At 41.6% G+C, this 18,416-nt stretch carries 18 protein-coding genes and 1 pseudogene; 9 read left to right on the top strand and 10 right to left on the bottom strand.

Features of this window, described 5'->3' with window-relative positions:
• Positions 1 to 10 precede the first annotated feature (10 nt).
• From ACFX4H_RS18955 to purT, 6 genes are all read right to left on the bottom strand, one after another.
• Positions 11 to 1,198 (bottom strand): GTP-binding protein, encoded by a 1,188-nt coding sequence (locus ACFX4H_RS18955; protein ID WP_249599083.1) that lies wholly within the window; start codon positions 1,196 to 1,198, stop codon positions 11 to 13.
• A gap of 733 nt (positions 1,199 to 1,931) precedes the next feature.
• Positions 1,932 to 2,312 carry a nucleotide excision repair endonuclease gene (locus tag ACFX4H_RS18950; protein WP_170946990.1) on the bottom strand — a complete coding sequence of 127 codons (381 nt, stop codon included), beginning with the start codon at positions 2,310 to 2,312 and terminating at the stop codon, positions 1,932 to 1,934.
• Positions 2,313 to 2,506: 194 nt separating this feature from the next.
• Positions 2,507 to 2,659 carry a YpzG family protein gene (locus ACFX4H_RS18945; protein WP_072272311.1) on the bottom strand — a complete coding sequence of 51 codons (153 nt, stop codon included), beginning with the start codon at positions 2,657 to 2,659 and terminating at the stop codon, positions 2,507 to 2,509.
• A 103-nt stretch (positions 2,660 to 2,762) separates the two neighbouring features.
• Positions 2,763 to 3,410 (bottom strand): DUF4352 domain-containing protein, encoded by a 648-nt coding sequence (locus ACFX4H_RS18940; RefSeq protein ID WP_034310384.1) that lies wholly within the window; start codon positions 3,408 to 3,410, stop codon positions 2,763 to 2,765.
• Positions 3,411 to 3,430: 20 nt separating this feature from the next.
• Entirely contained in the window at positions 3,431 to 4,798 is a 1,368-nt protein-coding gene (locus ACFX4H_RS18935; protein ID WP_095395309.1) for an alkaline phosphatase, read from the bottom strand.
• Positions 4,799 to 5,702: 904 nt separating this feature from the next.
• Positions 5,703 to 6,863, bottom strand: coding sequence for a phosphoribosylglycinamide formyltransferase 2 (gene purT / locus ACFX4H_RS18930; RefSeq protein ID WP_377436023.1), 1,161 nt, complete (start codon positions 6,861 to 6,863; stop codon positions 5,703 to 5,705).
• 276 nt (positions 6,864 to 7,139) lie between these two features.
• On the opposite strand from purT, the gene ACFX4H_RS18925 reads away from it, so the two are divergent.
• Positions 7,140 to 7,466 (top strand): hypothetical protein, encoded by a 327-nt coding sequence (locus ACFX4H_RS18925; RefSeq protein WP_241636476.1) that lies wholly within the window; start codon positions 7,140 to 7,142, stop codon positions 7,464 to 7,466.
• Positions 7,467 to 7,906: 440 nt separating this feature from the next.
• Here the strand turns inward: ACFX4H_RS18925 and ACFX4H_RS18920 are convergent, their stop codons facing one another.
• The 3 genes from ACFX4H_RS18920 to katA form a co-directional block, all read right to left on the bottom strand.
• On the bottom strand, positions 7,907 to 9,100 hold the full coding sequence (locus ACFX4H_RS18920; RefSeq protein ID WP_063589807.1) for a M14 family metallopeptidase: 1,194 nt from the start codon (positions 9,098 to 9,100) through the stop codon (positions 7,907 to 7,909).
• Positions 9,101 to 9,338: 238 nt separating this feature from the next.
• Entirely contained in the window at positions 9,339 to 9,806 is a 468-nt protein-coding gene (locus ACFX4H_RS18915; protein ID WP_249599061.1) for a glycosyltransferase family protein, read from the bottom strand.
• A 198-nt stretch (positions 9,807 to 10,004) separates the two neighbouring features.
• Entirely contained in the window at positions 10,005 to 11,459 is a 1,455-nt protein-coding gene (katA, locus tag ACFX4H_RS18910) for a catalase KatA (RefSeq protein ID WP_249599060.1), read from the bottom strand.
• 613 nt (positions 11,460 to 12,072) lie between these two features.
• Here katA and ACFX4H_RS18905 point away from each other — a divergent pair.
• The 7 genes and pseudogenes from ACFX4H_RS18905 (at position 12,073) to ACFX4H_RS18875 (ending at position 16,926) form a co-directional block, all read left to right on the top strand.
• Positions 12,073 to 12,963, top strand: a complete 891-nt coding sequence (locus ACFX4H_RS18905; protein WP_034310372.1) for a TetR/AcrR family transcriptional regulator — start codon at positions 12,073 to 12,075, stop codon at positions 12,961 to 12,963.
• Positions 12,964 to 13,560: 597 nt separating this feature from the next.
• Positions 13,561 to 13,710, top strand: a complete 150-nt coding sequence (locus ACFX4H_RS18900; RefSeq protein ID WP_377436022.1) for a hypothetical protein — start codon at positions 13,561 to 13,563, stop codon at positions 13,708 to 13,710.
• Between the two features lie 52 nt (positions 13,711 to 13,762).
• The gene (locus tag ACFX4H_RS18895) at positions 13,763 to 13,927 is read left to right on the top strand and encodes a hypothetical protein (RefSeq protein WP_377436021.1); all 165 of its coding nucleotides are present in this window, start codon (positions 13,763 to 13,765) and stop codon (positions 13,925 to 13,927) included.
• Between the two features lie 52 nt (positions 13,928 to 13,979).
• The gene (locus ACFX4H_RS18890) at positions 13,980 to 14,147 is read left to right on the top strand and encodes a hypothetical protein (protein WP_377436020.1); all 168 of its coding nucleotides are present in this window, start codon (positions 13,980 to 13,982) and stop codon (positions 14,145 to 14,147) included.
• 131 nt (positions 14,148 to 14,278) lie between these two features.
• Positions 14,279 to 14,626 (top strand): phage holin family protein, encoded by a 348-nt coding sequence (locus tag ACFX4H_RS18885; protein WP_048685276.1) that lies wholly within the window; start codon positions 14,279 to 14,281, stop codon positions 14,624 to 14,626.
• A gap of 144 nt (positions 14,627 to 14,770) precedes the next feature.
• Positions 14,771 to 15,241, top strand: a pseudogene (locus ACFX4H_RS18880) (endonuclease I family protein); the annotation flags it as partial.
• Between the two features lie 317 nt (positions 15,242 to 15,558).
• Complete coding sequence (locus tag ACFX4H_RS18875; RefSeq protein ID WP_057278004.1) at positions 15,559 to 16,926, top strand: amino acid permease; 1,368 nt, start codon at positions 15,559 to 15,561, stop codon at positions 16,924 to 16,926.
• Positions 16,927 to 16,971: 45 nt separating this feature from the next.
• On the opposite strand, the gene ACFX4H_RS18870 is transcribed toward ACFX4H_RS18875, so the two are convergent.
• Complete coding sequence (locus ACFX4H_RS18870) at positions 16,972 to 17,835, bottom strand: DUF4349 domain-containing protein (RefSeq protein ID WP_377436019.1); 864 nt, start codon at positions 17,833 to 17,835, stop codon at positions 16,972 to 16,974.
• A gap of 134 nt (positions 17,836 to 17,969) precedes the next feature.
• Between ACFX4H_RS18870 and ACFX4H_RS18865 the strand changes: the two genes are divergently transcribed.
• Positions 17,970 to 18,392 (top strand): TspO/MBR family protein, encoded by a 423-nt coding sequence (locus tag ACFX4H_RS18865; RefSeq protein WP_377436018.1) that lies wholly within the window; start codon positions 17,970 to 17,972, stop codon positions 18,390 to 18,392.
• The last annotated feature ends 24 nt before the right edge of the window (positions 18,393 to 18,416 follow it).

Raw genomic sequence — 18,416 nt, 5'->3', positions numbered from 1 at the left:
CTAAAGTTTTTTAATGAACGATTTCCGTAAATGCAGGCAATCGATCTTCATAAAGAGACCAATCCTGCTGCATCTCCATTTCCGTCAATAAGCATTGATCTAATTCATTTTCGAGTTCCTGTTGATTCATTTGAATGCCAATCAGCACAAGCTCCGTCATCCTGTCACCGTATACTGCATTCCACCGTTCCAATAATTCAGGTGCTTCCTTTAAAATTTGGCGCTGTTCTTCCTCAGGGTAAGCTGCAATCCATTTACCGGCTGCTTGTAAAGTCAATGACGGTCCTGCCTGCGAAAGCAAGCCTGCCGTATCATTTCTCGATGCCAGCCAAAGGAATCCCTTCGACCTCACCACTTGTACGGGCCAGTTTTCCAACCACTCCATCAGCCGTTCGGGATGAAAGGGTATTCCCCTCCTGTAAACGAAGGAAGAAATCCCATACTCCAAGGTCTCCGGGATATGCTCTTCATTCAATTCCTTTATCCAGCCGGCTCCTTGGCTTGCCTCTTCAAAATCAAATAAATGTGTATTCAATACATCCTTTAGCGGCACCTTGGAATGGTTTGTTTCGATAATTCTCGCATCGGCATTCATTTTATGAAGAACCGCCTTCAATTCCGCGACGGTATCAGCATCCATCAGATCGATTTTATTTAACAGGATGACATTGGCGAACTCTATCTGATCTATTAATAGATCGACCACTTCCCTGCCATCCGCAGCATCAGTTGCCTGCATCCTATCAATAAGCGTTTCTCCGGAAGTGAAGTCTTGCCAAAAATTATACCCGTCAACAACGGTAACCATCGTATCAAGCCGGCAAGATTTCGATAAATCAATTCCCATGCTTTCATCAACATAACAGAAGGTTTGGGCTACAGGGACCGGTTCGCTTATCCCAGTCGATTCAATCACGATGTAATCAATGTCCCCTTGTTTCGCCAATTTCTCCACTTCAATCATCAAATCCTCACGAAGCGTACAGCAAATGCAGCCATTCTGCATTTCCACCAGTTTTTCATCCGTCCGGGTAAACCCTCCTTGTTTGACCAGCGAAGCGTCAATATTGATTTCACTCATATCATTAACGATGACGGCAACCTTCAGATCATCCCGATTCTCAAGAATATGATTCAAAAGCGTCGTCTTTCCTGCACCAAGGTATCCACTCAATACCGTAACCGGAATTTTCTTCATCTCCAACCCGTACCACTCCTTTACCTAATTTCTTTGCTTAAAGTAAATCAAAATCATTACGATTTAAACACCAAAGCAATCTCCATATAAAAACACTCTCTAATAATAAAACGTAATCATTACTATTTGCAAGTTTTTTTCAAAATTGCCTCCGAATACTTCTCTTGAACCCATGTAATCACGCTTGCTCCGACACATGGATAAATGAAAGGGGCTTACATTAAAACAATAAAAATTAAATGGAAGCCCCATCACACATTACATCATGTGTAAGAAACCTCCATTGCATTTAATCATTTTAATGTACTTCAATATTTACAAGCAGCTGATCATTAACAACGTTTCATTATCCAATACATTTTTCTTTTTCTTTGTTGCAAATCGAGAAAAAAATTATTGGCCATTGTGCTTATTCCGCCATTTCCCACCCTGAAGATGTTACTGTCTTTTGTTCAAAAGTTTCAATCTCTCTCTGTTTCGCCAGTTTAGAAGCTTGTGATACGGACCACGTTAAATTCCCAAAGGCAATCACTGTCCCGATCGAGATAACCAACACCTTTTTACAAAGTATTTTCTCAATAGCTTCCTCCTGAGAATGTATTGGAATACTCTAAATATAAACCAACATTGTTAACCTAACATGTAGCTGCTGTAAATGTACGAAATTATTTCTGTACATATATAAACACAAAAAAGCTGAGTGCATATGCAATCAGCTTTTCATAGGTGTTTCTTATTTATAAAACACTTTATCGACGTTGTATTTAGCATGAAGCTTATTGATCATGTACGTTTCATAGATTTCACGTTCCATAGCGTCTTCGACTAAAAGAATGTCAATTTTCTTGACTTCATTACGATGCTCTTTAATCGGAGATACGTTATCCTCGAAATGCTTCTTGACCCTTGGTCTTAATTTACGGGCTTTACCGACAAAAATCAGTTCATCATTCTCATTGTAAAACAAGATGATGCCGCCTTTATCACGGGGAATCAAATGAAAATCGATAAACCCGTAAATTTCAGGAATGACAGCTTCGTCTCCTTCTATAACTTGCTTTCTTTGTTTGATGCTTATATCCGCTGCAGGGATTTCAATTTTAATCATTACAATTCACGTCCTCTATTCGTATAAGGTGAAACTTTCAATCGACTCCAGTTTCACGCCAAGCTCATCACTTCAATCTTAAAGGTAAATGGTATCATAATTATGATTGAAAAGCCATGAATGCCTTGCTTGGATTAAGATGATTCTAAATATAAAGAAGAAGACTCGCTGGGAGCCTCCTTCTTTGTAGGAAATATCCGTTACCACCTGTGAGCCTTTGCATTGCTTCTTAGTATAATGTTTGTTTGTGATTCTTGCGTGTGGCCATTAACTTGAGATTTTGAACGCTTAGGTCTTGTCCAATTATGGTGAAACTTTTGAGAATGTGGATCTAATTGATCTTTATAGCTCATTCTGTGTCACCTCATCATTAGGATTTGGATATTCCGTTCAGTGATAGTAATCCCCATCACTTGTTCTAGTATTTTATTTTTCCAAGCCATTTATACATATTCTTTAAAAAGCGAATTCAGCTGACTTGCCTTTTGCAAGGACTTTCCCTTCGTCATCCACCGCATCACTTGACATGACGGATATGCCTTTTATGTTTCCATCATTTAGAATGAAACCAATGTTTCCGCTTTTTGAACCGTTTCCTTCTATTTCACCAGTAAGTTCTTCCAAATAGATCTCATCTTCCCATGTCAGATGTTCTCCTCTGTCCGTTTCAAGGAAAGCAACTGGCGAAAACTTAATTTTTTTATCCGAATTGTTTTTGATTTCCACGTTCACTTTTACGATATCGAAATCTTCATCATGCGTATAGCCGTGGAAGAAATCGATCATGCTGTAATCCGGAGTGGCATGCATCACTTTCATTTCTTTGATGTTAACCTCGATCGGGCCAACATTCAACGTTTCATTCACTTTTTTATAGGCCTTCAAAGTTAATTCGCCTTTGGCATCGGAAACGTTCTGTCCGATCTGGTTCAAGTTTATATCATCAGGAAGCTGCGGATTCGGAACATAGACATCCTTTTTTTCCAGTGGTCGTGCAATTTCCTCTGTTTTTTCTTTAGCTGTCGTTTCTTCTTCGTAAGCTGGTTGGGTATTAAGAGCACCAAATGCCGTTAATAACAGGGCACCGATCATCAGTCTGTTCATTGAATCCCTCCCTGAAGTCATTATTTCTTTAATAGCTCAAAAATGATTTTGGCTTGATCCGTGTTATCGACCTGCCCGGCAAAACGTTCTTTATAAGGCCCGTATGCATAGACTGGAACATCTTCACCCGTATGTCCCCCAGTAGTCCAGGCAGTATTGGTCCGGTTATCGAATATGGCTTCGATGGCATTATCGACATTCGTCACATTTTTTGATTTGGCAGCTTCAGTTACCGTTTTGATTTCACCGTCAGTTAGCTTCACTACATTTTGGTTAATATATTGCTTTAGCGTCTTTTCGACATCAGCGCCTTTGACGATGGCATCCGCCATGAAGTCAGGAGTGCGTTTGGCTGCCTTGATTGGCTCACCGTACCAGTTATATATTCCTTTTGCTCCGATCGAGAATCCTCCTGTAGAGTGATCCGCCGTAGCCACCACTAAGGTATGTTTGTCTTTCTTCGCAAATTCCATGGCCGCTTTGTATGCTTTTTCAAAGTCTTCCATTTCACTCATTGCACCTACGATATCATTATCATGCCCTGCCCAATCGACCTGGCTTCCCTCGACCATAAGGAAGAATCCATCTTTATCTTTATTCAAGCGCTGGATCGCCGAACTTGTCATGTCTGCCAAAGAAGGCGTTTCACTTGGGCGGTCAATCATTTTCGGAAGTCCTTCAGAAGCGAATAAACCAAGAACCTGCTCATTTTTGTCCTTTAGCATTTGATTTTTATCCGTCACATAACTGTAACCGTCTTTTTCGAAAGCTTTCGCCAAATTGACATCAGGCCGGACAAAATTGGACTTCCCTCCACCCAATAGGACGTCAATTTTATGTTTGCCTTTGATTAATTCGTTATAATAATCGTCTGCGATTGAATTCATGTTTTTCCGATTTTCATCATGGGCGCCAAAAGATGCAGGCGTAGCATGAGTGATTTCCGAAGTGGCAACCAATCCCGTCGCTTTTCCTTTTTCCTTTGCTGCTTCCAATACTGTTTTGACTTCGGATTTATCATTATCCACTGCAATGGCAGCGTTATAAGTCTTCACTCCTGCAGACATTGCCGTAGCGGCTGAAGCTGAATCCGTTATATTTTGTGCAGAGTCTTCTGGGTAAGTCATCTGCTGGCCAACCAAGTATTTATCAAACTCTGTCCGTTCTGCCACCTTCGTACCAGGATTATCTTTTAAATACCGGTAAGCGGAGGTATAGGAAACACCCATGCCGTCACCGATAAGGAAAATGACGTTCTTGATTTCCGGTTCTTTATTTGGGTTCCCCTTTGCCGAAACACGATCCGCACCGGACCATGATAAACTTCCAAATGCCAATGCAGAAACGAGCGTGATGGGTAAAACCTTTTTACTCCAAGTGCGATTCAAATGAATGACCTCCCGTTAATGTTTTCTATTTAATTTAACTATAGGTGAAGAAAATGAACTCAATGTCAAGGCTATGTAAAAAGATGACAGGATAATTGTTAAGACAAAGTAAAGACAGCATGTGGAATTGGTTATTCAGGGAAATTATCAGTAGCTAGGGTATATTTACAGGTCATTGAACATCTTCAAATCGGATGATTGTTAGGAGTTTAATGTGCTATTAATGGAGAAAAAAATGGCTGTTTTCACATACTTTGTTGCTATTTACCAGGTAGTGAGTTGTGGTTGATTTCCCCTCCAGATGCTCGCTTTCCGCGGGCGGGCGGTGAGCCTCCTCGGCGAATACGCCTGTGGGGTCTCACCTGTCCCGCTGCTCCCGCAGGAGTCTCGCACTTCCGCTCCAATCAACCTTAAATAGTTTCGTTTTAAAAACAACACTCCTTACGAAAAGAGCAAAAAAAATAAAGCATCCGAATAAGGATGCTTTAGAGTAAGACAGCAGACAAAGTCATCTTTGAGAAACGTTACATTTTTTTGAAAATCTGCTTTTTTTCGCCGACTGACTGTCAAACCTCCTGTCGCAAGCATCTAGCTGAGTCTCGGCTAGCCAGTTATTCGGCAGGAAAATCATGAAGTACAAACTATTCTTAAACCGTTCGGGATGAGACCAGCCTACGTTTTACTTTAAAAACCATTCCAGTTGATTGGAATGGAAGGTACGAGACTTCTGCGGGGAAAAACGTGTCCAAGGGAGACCCCACAGGCGCAAATGGCGCCGAGGAGGCTTCAGGACCGCCCGCGGAAAGCGAGTACCTGGAGTGAAGATCATGTTCCATTTGATTTAAGAAATCTGCTCCCTCTTGTCGACAAGCTGAAGCGCTCCATTCAAAGAGCGCTTTTTTCACTATTCTTTCTCTACAACTAAACATTCCAAAGCACGGGCCGCATTCACTCTCGCCACCTCTATGGAATCGGCAGACGACAGGGCGACCGCAACCCTTCTACCTGCCTTTGTAACAGGTTTACCAAAAAGACGCACTTGTGTATTAGGTAAAGCCAAAGCCTGTTCAACACCGACTATTGAATATTCCGATAACTCATCTTGCGCTTTTAATGGACGGCTGGCACCCGGACTGATCAACTTGATTTCCGGGATGGGGAATCCTAGAATCGCCCGAATATGAAGGGCAAACTCGGACAAATTCTGAGTCACCAATGTCACTAGCCCCGTATCGTGCGGACGTGGGGAAACTTCACTGAAATAGACTTTATCCCCTGAGAGGAACAGCTCTACCCCGAATAATCCGTACCCGCCAAGTTCATCCGTAATGGCATGGGCAATTCTTTTCGCTTCTATTATTTGTGCTTCTGTCATGTTATGCGGCTGCCAGGATTCAATATAATCCCCGCCCTGCTGAATGTGACCGATTGGAGCACAAAACATGGTACCATTTACGGTCCGGACAGTAAGCAGCGTGATTTCCGAATCAAAACGGATAAATTCTTCAATGATCACCCGTCCATTTTGAACCCGGCCGCCTTCCATCGCGATTTTCCAGCAATCCTCCAGGTCACCTTCCGTGCGGCACACACTTTGCCCTTTACCTGAAGAACTCATCAGCGGTTTGACGACATTGGGAAACCCAACTTCCTTGGCAGCTTGGACAAATTCTTCATAAGTGTTTGCGAATTTGTAGGCTGCTGTCGGAATCTCCAGAGTTTCAGAAGCCAGCCTCCTGATCCCTTCACGATCCATCGTCAATTTAGCGGCTCTTGCTGTCGGAATGACTTGAAAGCCTTCCTCTTCCAACTTGACTAATTCGGATGTGGCGATGGCTTCTATTTCCGGTACAATCAAATCGGGTTGTTCTTTCTCTACAACTCCCCTTAGTTGTTCCGCATCCAGCATATCGATCACATAACTGCGATGAGCGACTTGCATGGCAGGGGCATGTTCATAGCGGTCTACAGCAACGGTCTCCACACCAAATCGCTGAGCTTCAAGTATGACCTCTTTCCCCAATTCACCCGAGCCCAATAATAAAATCTTTTTCGATTTATACATTCAGTCTCTCCTCCTTAATTCCTCAAAAACATTATATACGAACTATAAACGAATAAACATAAATATTTATTCGTATTTTCATTTAAATTCATACTGAAAACAGGAAATGAATATATTTATTTCCCGTTATCAAATACCAACTTGACAAATAGGATTAATAAACTTTATACTGCTTTTATATAAGGAATATATATAAGCTGACTAGTCTACTGGAGGCTCTCTATTCAACAGGAATAGGGGGTTTTTTCGTTTTTATCAATGAGGGAGGAGTTTACTATGCAAAAGGAATTGCTTAGGACCATTTCCCCTGTCATGAATGAGAAGAAAAATGGGGGCTTAGAAGATATGGAGTACCTTAATCTTCCTGACAGACTATTTTTCCACTGGTGCCAGCAGAAATATCGACTGAATAAAGGGGTTTACAACACGATCGATCATTGGTTCTATGAATACGGCATTGTCCATATCCTTCACCGCCGGATCAACCTTTTAGCCTTTTTGGATTTCGCTTCTACCTCGGAACAGGAAGCCGGAAAGACAAAGTTCATTAAATTCGGCAATGGTGGCCTAAGGCAAAAGCTACAGGAATTCATTGCAAATTAACCTGAATCTTATAGGGCCCTTATCAGTAATATGCTCATTCTCCACCTACTGGTAAGGGACGCTTATACGAATGTCGAAATTTGCAGTACGATTATTTTTGAAAATGTAAGCGCTTTCTATTATAATGAAATTAGGTTGGATGGCATGCGTGGCCGTCACAGTATATGGCGTAGGTGGGGCCAATACTAGCGCTAAGGAAGGTTAACTTCTTTACCGTAAAACTATTAGATTTCCTTTTGGTAGGGGCTGCAATATAACCGAGGCATGGAAAATGTCCGTTCATTTCAAGCTAAAAAGCAATTTAATCATGCAATCGATAAGTAAAGCATAACTTTACTTATTTTTTGCAGCAGCCCTCATCGTTTCAAGTCTAATAGTTTATAAGACTAAAAAGCTCTACCCCATGGAAACGGAGTTGAGCTTTTTCATTTGGTCAAATTTCACATATATAACCCTGCCAAGAAAATCCCAAGCGACTTCTGATAAATCTCATCGAACTGAGATATGGGAAGGGGATTCGTTCCTTTGCCCAGCTCCACGGTAAATCCCGGCCTGCGCCAATCCTGAATGAACCAATCCTTATACCCTGCATAACTATTGGCGGATTTAACAGGCTCATATCCACTGACCCTCGCAAACTCATTGACTATCGTTTCCGACTCGGGTGGTTCCAAACCTTCAAACCCCCAAAAAATCACCTCTCCTTGGGTGTGGAACGCAAGGACTTTGCCAAAATCACGTTTTTTTGTCAACTCAGACATTGCAATGGCCTCTGGCTGTGTAAGCGGCCCTTCCCCTGGATAATTAGCCGGACCTGGCTCCGTTACATTATTACGGGCTTGTTCCAGTTCCCATTCGGCGGGAAATTGATCATTCAAATCTACCCCATTAATATTGGCTTTCCAGCCAGAGAAGTCTTCGCTGCCATTATTCCATTCGATGAGCCGTCCTCTCAAAGGCTCATCTGCAGGCGGTCCTTTCAAAACCAACTCCACTCCGTCCGGATTCACCATTGGGACGATCGACAGCATCGTCTGTTGATAAAAGGGAAACATATCTAGACCGCGAATGTCAGCCTGATTCGTGATTGCAAGTAAATAATCATTTAAAAAGGTCATGATCACAGGCGTCGTTATCCACTCATTCGCATGAAAGGAACCATTATAGTGAACTCGTTTGTTGCCATTTCCAATCAGAACTTCGGGGATATCCCTTTCAAGCACGGAGTCCCCGATGGGCGAGGTTTTTATAAATGGATAGATTGTTTTCAAACGTCTAACATCGGTCATCATCGTCTCATAAGCATATTCCCGATTTCCTTGAATGAGCCTCCACGTAATCCTTAATGGTACAGAAATTGTCTGACCGACTTGCAAGGCATTCGGGTTGAGATTGGGATTAACTAAAAATAGGGCATCCAATGAAAGATTGCGTGACCTGGCAATTGCCCATAACGAATCACCTTGCTTTATACTATAGCCGGTTGTCGTAAAGCCAGGTATTTTGATTTGTTGGCCAATCATAAGTGCAAGTGGATCTATCCCACTATTGGAATCAATGATAAGTTGGTAATTCACCTTGAATAACTGGCTATAATACCACAAGGAATCATTTTGCCGCACAAAAACATCCATACTGCACCTCCTCTTAACCAAATGTATGCTGATTCGATTTAATTATTGCCAAAGCAAAAGTCACTCCTCAAAACGAACCAAATTGGGGTTTTCATCCAGAATGCTTTGATATTGCTCAGTACTTCCATACGTACCATCAGGGTCCAATTCCCGATATCTTTTGAATTTCGCCATCCGATCTTCTTTTTTGGCCCAGCCCAGATGCTTCAATCGTATGTCGGATAACTTGTGAGGCAATTCAAATTTGAGGACGCTCTTCGGCATCAGGCTGCCATTTTGTCCAGAAGATATTAGAGGTGATATCCTTATTTGCAGAAATAAGCTGGTTGATGGTCTGAGGATATAGCAGGAGGTCTGAATCGATTAGAAATAAATAATCATATTGTTCTTTAATCGCATGTTCGATTATCATATTTTTGAAATCCGCGACCTTCCATACCAAATTTTCATTCCAGTAATGGGTAGTGCCATTACACACATAAACATCGCTTTGATTGGATGCCAGTAATTTGACATTGTTCTGCTCCTGACTGAAATCTTCGAGCATCTTGCTTGATCGCTCATCTTCATTGTCGTCAATGAAAAAATAGGCAAGTTCCTTCCCCTCCGCATCCAACCGTTTGAGTGAAAGCAGGAACTTTTGTAAAATATGTGGTTTTTGGTAAATTGGACTGCCCACTAACACCCGAACCTTTTTACTGGTCATTAATACCACCCTTTACTGTAAATCTTAACTGGCCCCCAATTAATCTGATTGCAAAACTTTCCCTGAAGACATTTATAACTATATATTCTTAACGAACTTGTCGGATGTCATTTAAAAACGGCGCCCTGCATAAACAAAACAGGCATCCATTCATGAATGGATGCCTGTTTGCATTTACTAGATTGGGAGTACCATATATTACACTTCCTGCGGTACTGATAAACCTAAACCTTCGGCTATGCGCGTTCCGTATTCCGGATCGGCTTTATAAAAATGACCGATTTGACGAAGCTTGATTTCCTCTAATTCCACAGGTTTCATTGCGCCCACGATCGTGTCAACAAGGCGCGTTTTCTCTTCGGCACTCAATAGACGGTATAAGTCACCTGCTTGAGTGTAGTGATCATCACTATTATGACCAACTTGTGCAGCTTTCCCGGTTACCTCGAAAGGAGTGAATTTATTTTCCGTTGATTCGGCAGGGCCGCCAAAACTATTCGGCTCATAATAAACAGATCCCTTGCCATTGTCATCTGAACGCATGAAGCCATCACGCTGATAGTTGTTCGCTTCCACTTTCGGACGGTTAACCGGAAGCTGGTTATGGTTCGAGCCCACACGGTAACGGTGTGCATCTCCGTATGCGAATAGACGCCCTTGAAGCATCTTGTCCGGGGAAGCCTCAATTCCCGGTACGAATGTTCCCGGTGAGAATGTGGCTTGCTCTACTTCAGCAAAGTAGTTTTCAGGATTTCTGTTCAATTCCATACGGCCAAGCTCAATCAGCGGATAATCCTTTTGAGACCATACCTTCGTCACATCGAATGGATCGAAACGGTATGTATCCGCATCTTCCAGAGGCATGATTTGAACATATAATTTCCAGGCAGGGAAGTCCCCTTTTTCAATGGCATTGAAAAGATCTTCCGTATGGTAATCAGGGTTTTCCCCTGCTAGTTTTGCAGCAAGGTCCACATCTAGGTTTTTGATGCCCTGTTCTGTTTTGAAGTGGTATTTCACCCAAACGCCTTTTCCTTCTGCATTCACCCATTTAAATGTGTGGCTACCGAAACCATGTGTATGGCGAAGTGTAGCAGGAATGCCCCGATCGGACATCAGGATCGTCACTTGGTGCAGGGATTCCGGTGAATGTGACCAGAAATCCCAAACAGCCGTAGGATTTTTCAAATGTGTTTTAGGATCTCTCTTTTGTGTATGAATGAAGTCGGGGAATTTAATCGCATCGCGAATAAAGAATACTGGCGTATTATTACCGACAATATCGTAATTTCCTTCTTCGGTGTAGAATTTAACGGCAAATCCACGCGGATCACGGACTGTATCTGCAGAACCCAATTCACCTGCAACTGTGGAGAAACGGATAAACAGATCTGTCTTCTTGCCCACACCATTGAAAAGTTTAGCTTTCGTGTATTGAGAAAGGTCGTTCGTTACTTCGAAAGTGCCGTATGCACCGGCACCCTTCGCATGAACCACACGTTCAGGGACACGTTCACGGTTGAAGTGGGCTAGCTTTTCCAATAAGTGTACATCTTGAATGAGCACAGGGCCGCGTTCGCCGGCAGTGATAGAGTTTTGATTGTCTCCAACTGGTGCTCCCCAGCTTGTAGTAAGGTTTTTCTTATTCGACATAATTGAACCACCTTTTCATTATTATTTATGTATATAATGATAAAGCTTCTCAGAAAAAAATCAATACTTATTTATAATAATTTTAATATAATAATCAATTCATTATTCGTTCGTTGATGATATAACACCAAACACACCCATAATATGGATAGTGCAAAAGGTATAAATGCTGATGGAACAGCCTATTCACATAATTCCATTCCTAATAATGGTATACGACCCTTATAGGCGATTTTCCTTCATGACGAGTGATTTTATCATTTCCCCTACCAATGGGACAGCAATCGAGAATGGTTAACGAATAATCATAGATACTTTGAACTACTTTACCTCATTCCTTCTATTCATCTTATAACAAACCGAATTGTTCTCCTGTGACTTTGTTCACTTCGTCAGACTTTATTTACAGAATGACGAATAGCCTGATGCACAGAAACTGAATTTTTCATTGCTTTTGTGAATCCTATCTTTCAACAGAGCCCTTCCTGAATCAGCTGAAACAAAAGGCCATCCCCCTTATTTTGCTAGAGAATTTGTACAGGTTTGTGTTCATATAGAAAATAAGATACTATTACGTTAAAATGACCGTCCAATAAGAGTAAGGGTGATATATATGAATGAGCGCAAACAAATGGTAGTTAAATATGCGCACCAATTATTTATTGAAAAGGGTTACCAAGCAACTTCCATTCAGGATATTTTAGATTATAGCGGCATTTCAAAAGGAACATTTTACAACTATTTTTCTTCTAAAAGCGAATTGCTTAAGGCAGTCTTCCTAACTTCTCAAGAAAAATTCGAAAAAGAGCGGAATGAATTGCTGATTGGGCAAAACCTTGCAGATATTGAAATATTCATCAAACAATCAGAATTACAAATGCACTCAAACAAAAACAACAAAATCTTTTTCTTATATGAAGAAGTAATGATTTCAAATGATAAAGAACTTAAGAACTTCATAACACACGCTAAATTCCAGCATATCCATTGGTTATCAAAACGGTTTCTGGATATTTTCGGTGCTGATAAAAAACCTTATATTTTGGACTGTGCCATTCTTTACTCGGGAATGATGCATCAAACGATTCATTTTAATGCCTTGGCTAAAGAGCCCGAGTTCAACCCTACTGAAATTATCCGTTATTGTGTCGATAGGATTAAATCGATTTTCGAAGATGTCAGCAAGTCAAATGCACAGCTTTTGGAACCCGATCTCATCAAGCAATGGCTGCCTGAGTGCTTCCATAACCAGCAGGATTTTCATACAGCACTCCTGCACTCTGCAAATGACCTAAAAAAGATGATCTTGAGGCTTTGCCAAGATGATGAAGCGGAACGGGTTAAAAACTTAAAATTGATTCACTTTATCCAAGAGGAATTATTACAAAACGTTGAACCGCGAACCTTTCTTATTGAAAGTGCCCTGCTTTCCTTAAACACCAATCCCAAATTAAAAAACACTTTGGAATTAAGTGAATTCGAAAAGATCATTGCCAACAACTAAAGAGAACCTAATGAATCCCATTTTGTAGACAAATGGGGTTCGGAATGGTCTTATCACAACCATAATTTTACAAAAATCAAGTTATCCTTCATGGTTTTTTACTGTTTTATAAAATCCTCAACGGATTGAAGAAAACTAGCTGAAACGTCCTTTTTGAGGGTTTGTAATAAGAAACGTTGATTTCCACTACAGGCACTCGCTTTCCGCGGGCGGTCCGGGAGCCTCCTCGGCGTCGCCTGCGGGGTCTCCCTTGGCCACGCTTTTCCCGCAGGAGTCTCGTACCTTCCGTTCCAATCAACCGAAATGTTTTTTAAAATAAAAACTGCAGGCAGATATCTATTCGGAACCAAGTTTAAAACTAGTTTATCCTTTAAATTTTTTTCACCTGTAATCCTCATTGGATGGAAGAAAATTGCGACACTCCTGCCAAATAACTGGCTAGCCGAGACCCCACAGGCGCTTGCGCCGAGGAGGCTTGGCAGACGATCGGTGGAAAGGGAGCGGATTTCTGAAATCGATGGACCTTTTAATGAAAAGACTGTAGCCAAACCGTGTTTTTAAAACAAGGCTTGCTTACCTTCATGGTTTACTTTTATATTGATGAAACCCTATATTGGATTGAAGAAATTTGCGACACTCCTGCCGAATTACTGGCTAGCCGAGACCCCACAGGCGCTTGCGTCGAGGAGGCTTGGCAGACAGTCGGCGGAAAGGGAGCGGATTTCTGAAATCGACTGGACCTTTTAAATGAAAAGACTGTAGTCGAACCGTCTTTTTAAAACAGGACTTGCTTACCGTTATGGTTTACTTTTATATTGATAAAACCTATATTGGATTGAAGAAATTTGCGACACTCCTGCCGAATTACTGGCTAGCCGAGACCCCACAGACGCTTGCGTCGAGGAGGCTTGGCAGACGGTCGGCGGAAAGGGAGCGGATTTCTGAAATCGACTGGACCTTTTAAATGAAAAGGCTGTAGTCGAAACGTCTTTTTAAAACAGGACTTGCTTACCGTCATGGTTTACTTTTATATTGATAAAACCTATATTGGATTGAAGAAATTTGCGAAACTCCTGCCGAATTACTGGCTAGCCGAGACCCCACAGGCGCTTGCGCCGAGGAGGCTTGGCAGACGGTCGGCGGAAAGGGAGCGGATTTCTGAAATCGAAGGACATTTTAAATAAAAAGCGTCTATTCCATTCTGGGAATGCATATCGTATCCTCTTTTTTTTGTGACAATTCTGCAAACATATAACTGAATTCATTAAATTTTAGTATAATGACTTGTAGAAAGTGACTTCAGGAGGAGTTTTTCATGAACATAATCATGCGTTTTCTTATCAACGGGCTGGTATTGCTCGTTATTGACTGGCTTCTCGACTCCATCACGATCAAATCTTACGGAACTGCCTTGCTGGCGGTTTTTATATTATCGATCATGAACTTGCTGGTTAGACCCATCCTCCAACTTATCACATTGCCGATCACCATCCTGACGTTCGGGTTGTTTTCTTTCATTATCAATGCCTTCACATTCCAAATCACTTCCTATGTTGTCAGTGGCTTTGTAATCGATTCTTTTTGGGGGGCTTTAATCGGATCATTGTTATTGAGTTTCATTCAAAGTCTTCTTATAAAACAGAGTAAAAAAAACCGTCAGTAGCATGCTGACGGTTTTTCGTGTCATTTCCATGACAGCCTTCGATATTTCCCGGGCTATTTCACTAAATTCCGCTAAGCATCCCTAGCTGTTTTCTCTCATTTTTGACAATCCAAAAGGAAAAAGCGGCTAATATCCATAACCTTACATATACATGCCAATTTCTCTGGAAATGGTCATGAATCGAATTATGGAGGAATCACATGTTCACAAAGAATGAACCACCTTCGCCCTACTGATGCCTCCGTCAACAGTACAAGAAACAACCTGGACTTTGATAATGGAGGCTCTGAACATACCGAAGCGACAGGAAATTACTATGATTCTGATTCGTGGGAACCTCGCGATAGCGTCAAAGGTGATGTCGCCCGGATGCTGTTTTATATGGCGGTTCGTTACGAGGGTGATGCAGGGGAAGTCAATTTAGAGCTGAATAATCAAGTGAACAATGGCACCGCCCCTTATCATGGTAAATTGGCTGTCTTGCTGGAGTGGAATGAACAGGATCCTGTAGATGCATTCGAGCGTAACCGAAATGAGATCATTTATAATCAATATCAGCATAATCGCAACCCTTTCATTGATCATCCTGAATGGGCCTCCGCCATCTGGCAATGATGAAACTAAACCAAGCTATTCCTTATCTTTGGGACAGCTTTTCCACTTTTAAATATCTAAATCTTTTGAAAAATCACATAATTATATTTTGTTTGTATAGCATTATAAATAGTTTCGAAAAATGATTATACGAGAAAAAACACGGGAGCACTCCTGTAGTAAGCGTTTTCATTTTTTGCTTTACATTCATCCTATTAAAATATATTATTTAGTTGTAATATTATGTGAAAAATCAATAAATAATATGTATTCTCCTCTACTAGTGATAAAATGCTAGATAGAGAAAATTAAACTCCAACATAGAAAAGGGGAAAATTATGCAAAACTCCAAAGAATCTCAACTACATAGAGGTTTGGAAGAAAGACATATCGCATTAATGTCTCTTGGCGCAGCCATTGGAGTCGGTTTATTTCTCGGCTCGGCATCTGCGATTAAATTAGCCGGTCCAGCAATCATCATTTCTTATGCCATTGGCGGACTTATGATCTATCTTATCATGCGTGCACTAGGTGAAATGGCAATAAAAAATCCAGTCGCAGGCTCCTTCAGCCGCTACGCAAGCGAATTTGTCGGTCCTCTTGCCGGATATATTACCGGATGGAATTACTGGTTCGTTTGGATCGCCACCTGTATGGCCGAAATTACGGCAGTCGGAATCTACATGCAATTTTGGTTCCCTGATACTCCGCAATGGGCTTGGGCGTTAGCCGCACTTGCCATCATGACAACGATTAACTTTCTTGCTGTAAAAGCTTACGGTGAATTGGAGTTTTGGTTCGCCCTCATTAAAATCGTAACGATCATCCTGATGATTGTCCTTGGCTTCGGAATGATCATCTTTGGTTTGGGGAACGGCGGAATCGCGGTCGGTTTCGGCAACCTTGTTGAAAATGGTGGATTTTTCCCTAATGGGATTTCTGGAGTCATCCTCTCGTTCCAAATGGTCATGTTCGCCTATTTGGGAATTGAAATGCTCGGTGTAACCGCAGGTGAAGTTAAAAACCCTGAAAAATCTTTAAAAAGAGCCATCGATACCGTTTTTTATCGGATTTTACTTTTTTACGTTTTAGCTCTGACGGTCATTTTATCAATCACTCCATGGGATGAAATGAATGGAGAAAACAGCCCATTCGTTATGATGTTTGATAAAATCGGTATACCAGGCGCAGCAGGAATCATTCAGTTTGTCGTACTGACAGCAGCCCTTTCATCTTGTAACAGCGGGATCTTCAGTACAGGAAGAATGTTATTCAACCTGGCACAGCAAGGTGAATCACCAAAAAGTTTCGAACGTACAACAAAGTCAGGCGTTCCTGGCGTTGCCATTATCGTTTCGGCTATCGTACTTCTTTTCGGCGTTTACCTTAACTACATGGAAGCCGATAAAGTTTTCACTTACGTCACAAGTGTCGCTACATTCGGCGCCCTCTGGACATGGGGAACGATACTTGTCACACAGATTATGTCTAGACGAAAAATGAGTCAGGGAGAAAAACAAGGCTTATCTTACAAGATGCCTCTTTTCCCATTGACTTCTTATTTCACTTTAGCCTTTTTAGTATTCGTAATGATCGTACTCGGTTTTTCAGCAGATACAAGAATCGCTCTAATCGTTGGTCCGATTTGGATCTTACTGTTGGTAGTCCTGTATTATGTGACCGGCTTGCATAAACGGAAAAGATAAATGCCAGAGGGTGCCAATCTAATTGGCACCCTCTATTTCTTGCCTTCACCTTTTACCCCTTCTTTTGATCACCCAATGGACCACCGCACCAGCTCCGCCTAAAATAATGAGGATCGGCAAGTTTCCGATTATAAAAACAATGATTCCTGAACCCGCTTTAAGTAATAGATTCGCACTCGTTGCAAGTTGTTTCTTTGTCCTCTCCCATGTATTCAATTCCTTATTATCAATGCCCGGCACAACTATCCTGTCCTGTGATAACGTAATGGTGACCGTCGAATATGAGGTCTGGTTTTCAAGATACTTCATTTGCCCGGTCAGCTGCTCTATTTCTTCTTGCACCACGGCAAGATCGGATGATATTTTCAGCAAATCTTCCGTCTTCTCAGCATCCTTCATGAATGCAAGTAACCTTTCCTCCACTGCCCTCTTTGACTTCAATCTTGCTTTTAGATCCACATATTGCTCCGTTACATCCTGTCCTGTCACATTCCTTCCGACCACTTCTGAAGCCTCGCCCTCGCTATCGGTTAGAAAATCCTGAAAATGGGCTTCAGGGACCCGAACAGTGATCGTTCCTTCCACCAGTTCTTCATCTTCCCTGTATACATTGGACTCAACAACATATCCGCCATATCCAGCCGCCTTATTCTCAATCTTCATTAGTGCCTTTTCAAGGTTCTTCACCTTCAACTCAAGCTGGGCCTGATGGATGACCTTTCTTTCATCCGTCATCCCTTCCTTTTCCGCTGCTTCTTCCTGCACCTTATTCCCGGAAATGGAAGCGTCCATTTTACTTTCCGCCTTTTCATCCTGTGATTCCGATGCTGAATCACCTTTTTCGTAACTGCTGCATCCAGCAAGTAAAAGGAACAAACTGAACATTAGCATCATTGTTTTACGGTTCATCGGTATTCCCCCCTTTTCTTAATACTACCGACGTAAAGTTTGGAAGAAAGTTACACTTCTTGATTAAAGGGGATGTTTTATTTTCAGGTGCGAAAGTAAAGGTATAAGAAATGAAGAAAGAAGAGGATTGCATTATGAACTACGGAAAATTGGCTAAAAGTGTGTTGATACCTGTCGTCGGAGGTTCACTTGTGGGGATATTCGCCACAAGGAATTCAAAAGAAATTTATGACAAACTCAAGAAACCTGCTTTTGCTCCTCCTTCCCGGACTTTCCCCGTTGCTTGGACCAGCCTTTATACGATTATGGGAATAGCGAAATATCGCATTGAAGAAAAAGAATCGAAGTCCGCTGAACTCCTCCATGATACTCAACTAGGGTTGAATTTCTTATGGTCTTTTTTATTCTTCAAATGGGGCTTGCGCGGAACAGCCTTTATTGAAATGGCTTCACTGCTGACCTTGATAACAGTGACGGCATTCGAGTTTTATAAAATAGACCGTACATCAGGTTTAGCAATGATTCCCTATATAGCATGGGGTCACCTTGCTATTTAGATTGAACTTTTCCATTTTCAGAAA

This window comes from Peribacillus sp. YIM B13477 (assembly GCF_042787955.1).
In the GTDB taxonomy this organism is placed as follows: domain Bacteria; phylum Bacillota; class Bacilli; order Bacillales; family DSM-1321; genus Peribacillus; species Peribacillus frigoritolerans.
Note: the sequence above shows the minus strand (reverse complement) of the source record. Positions and strands in the feature narration are given on the sequence as shown.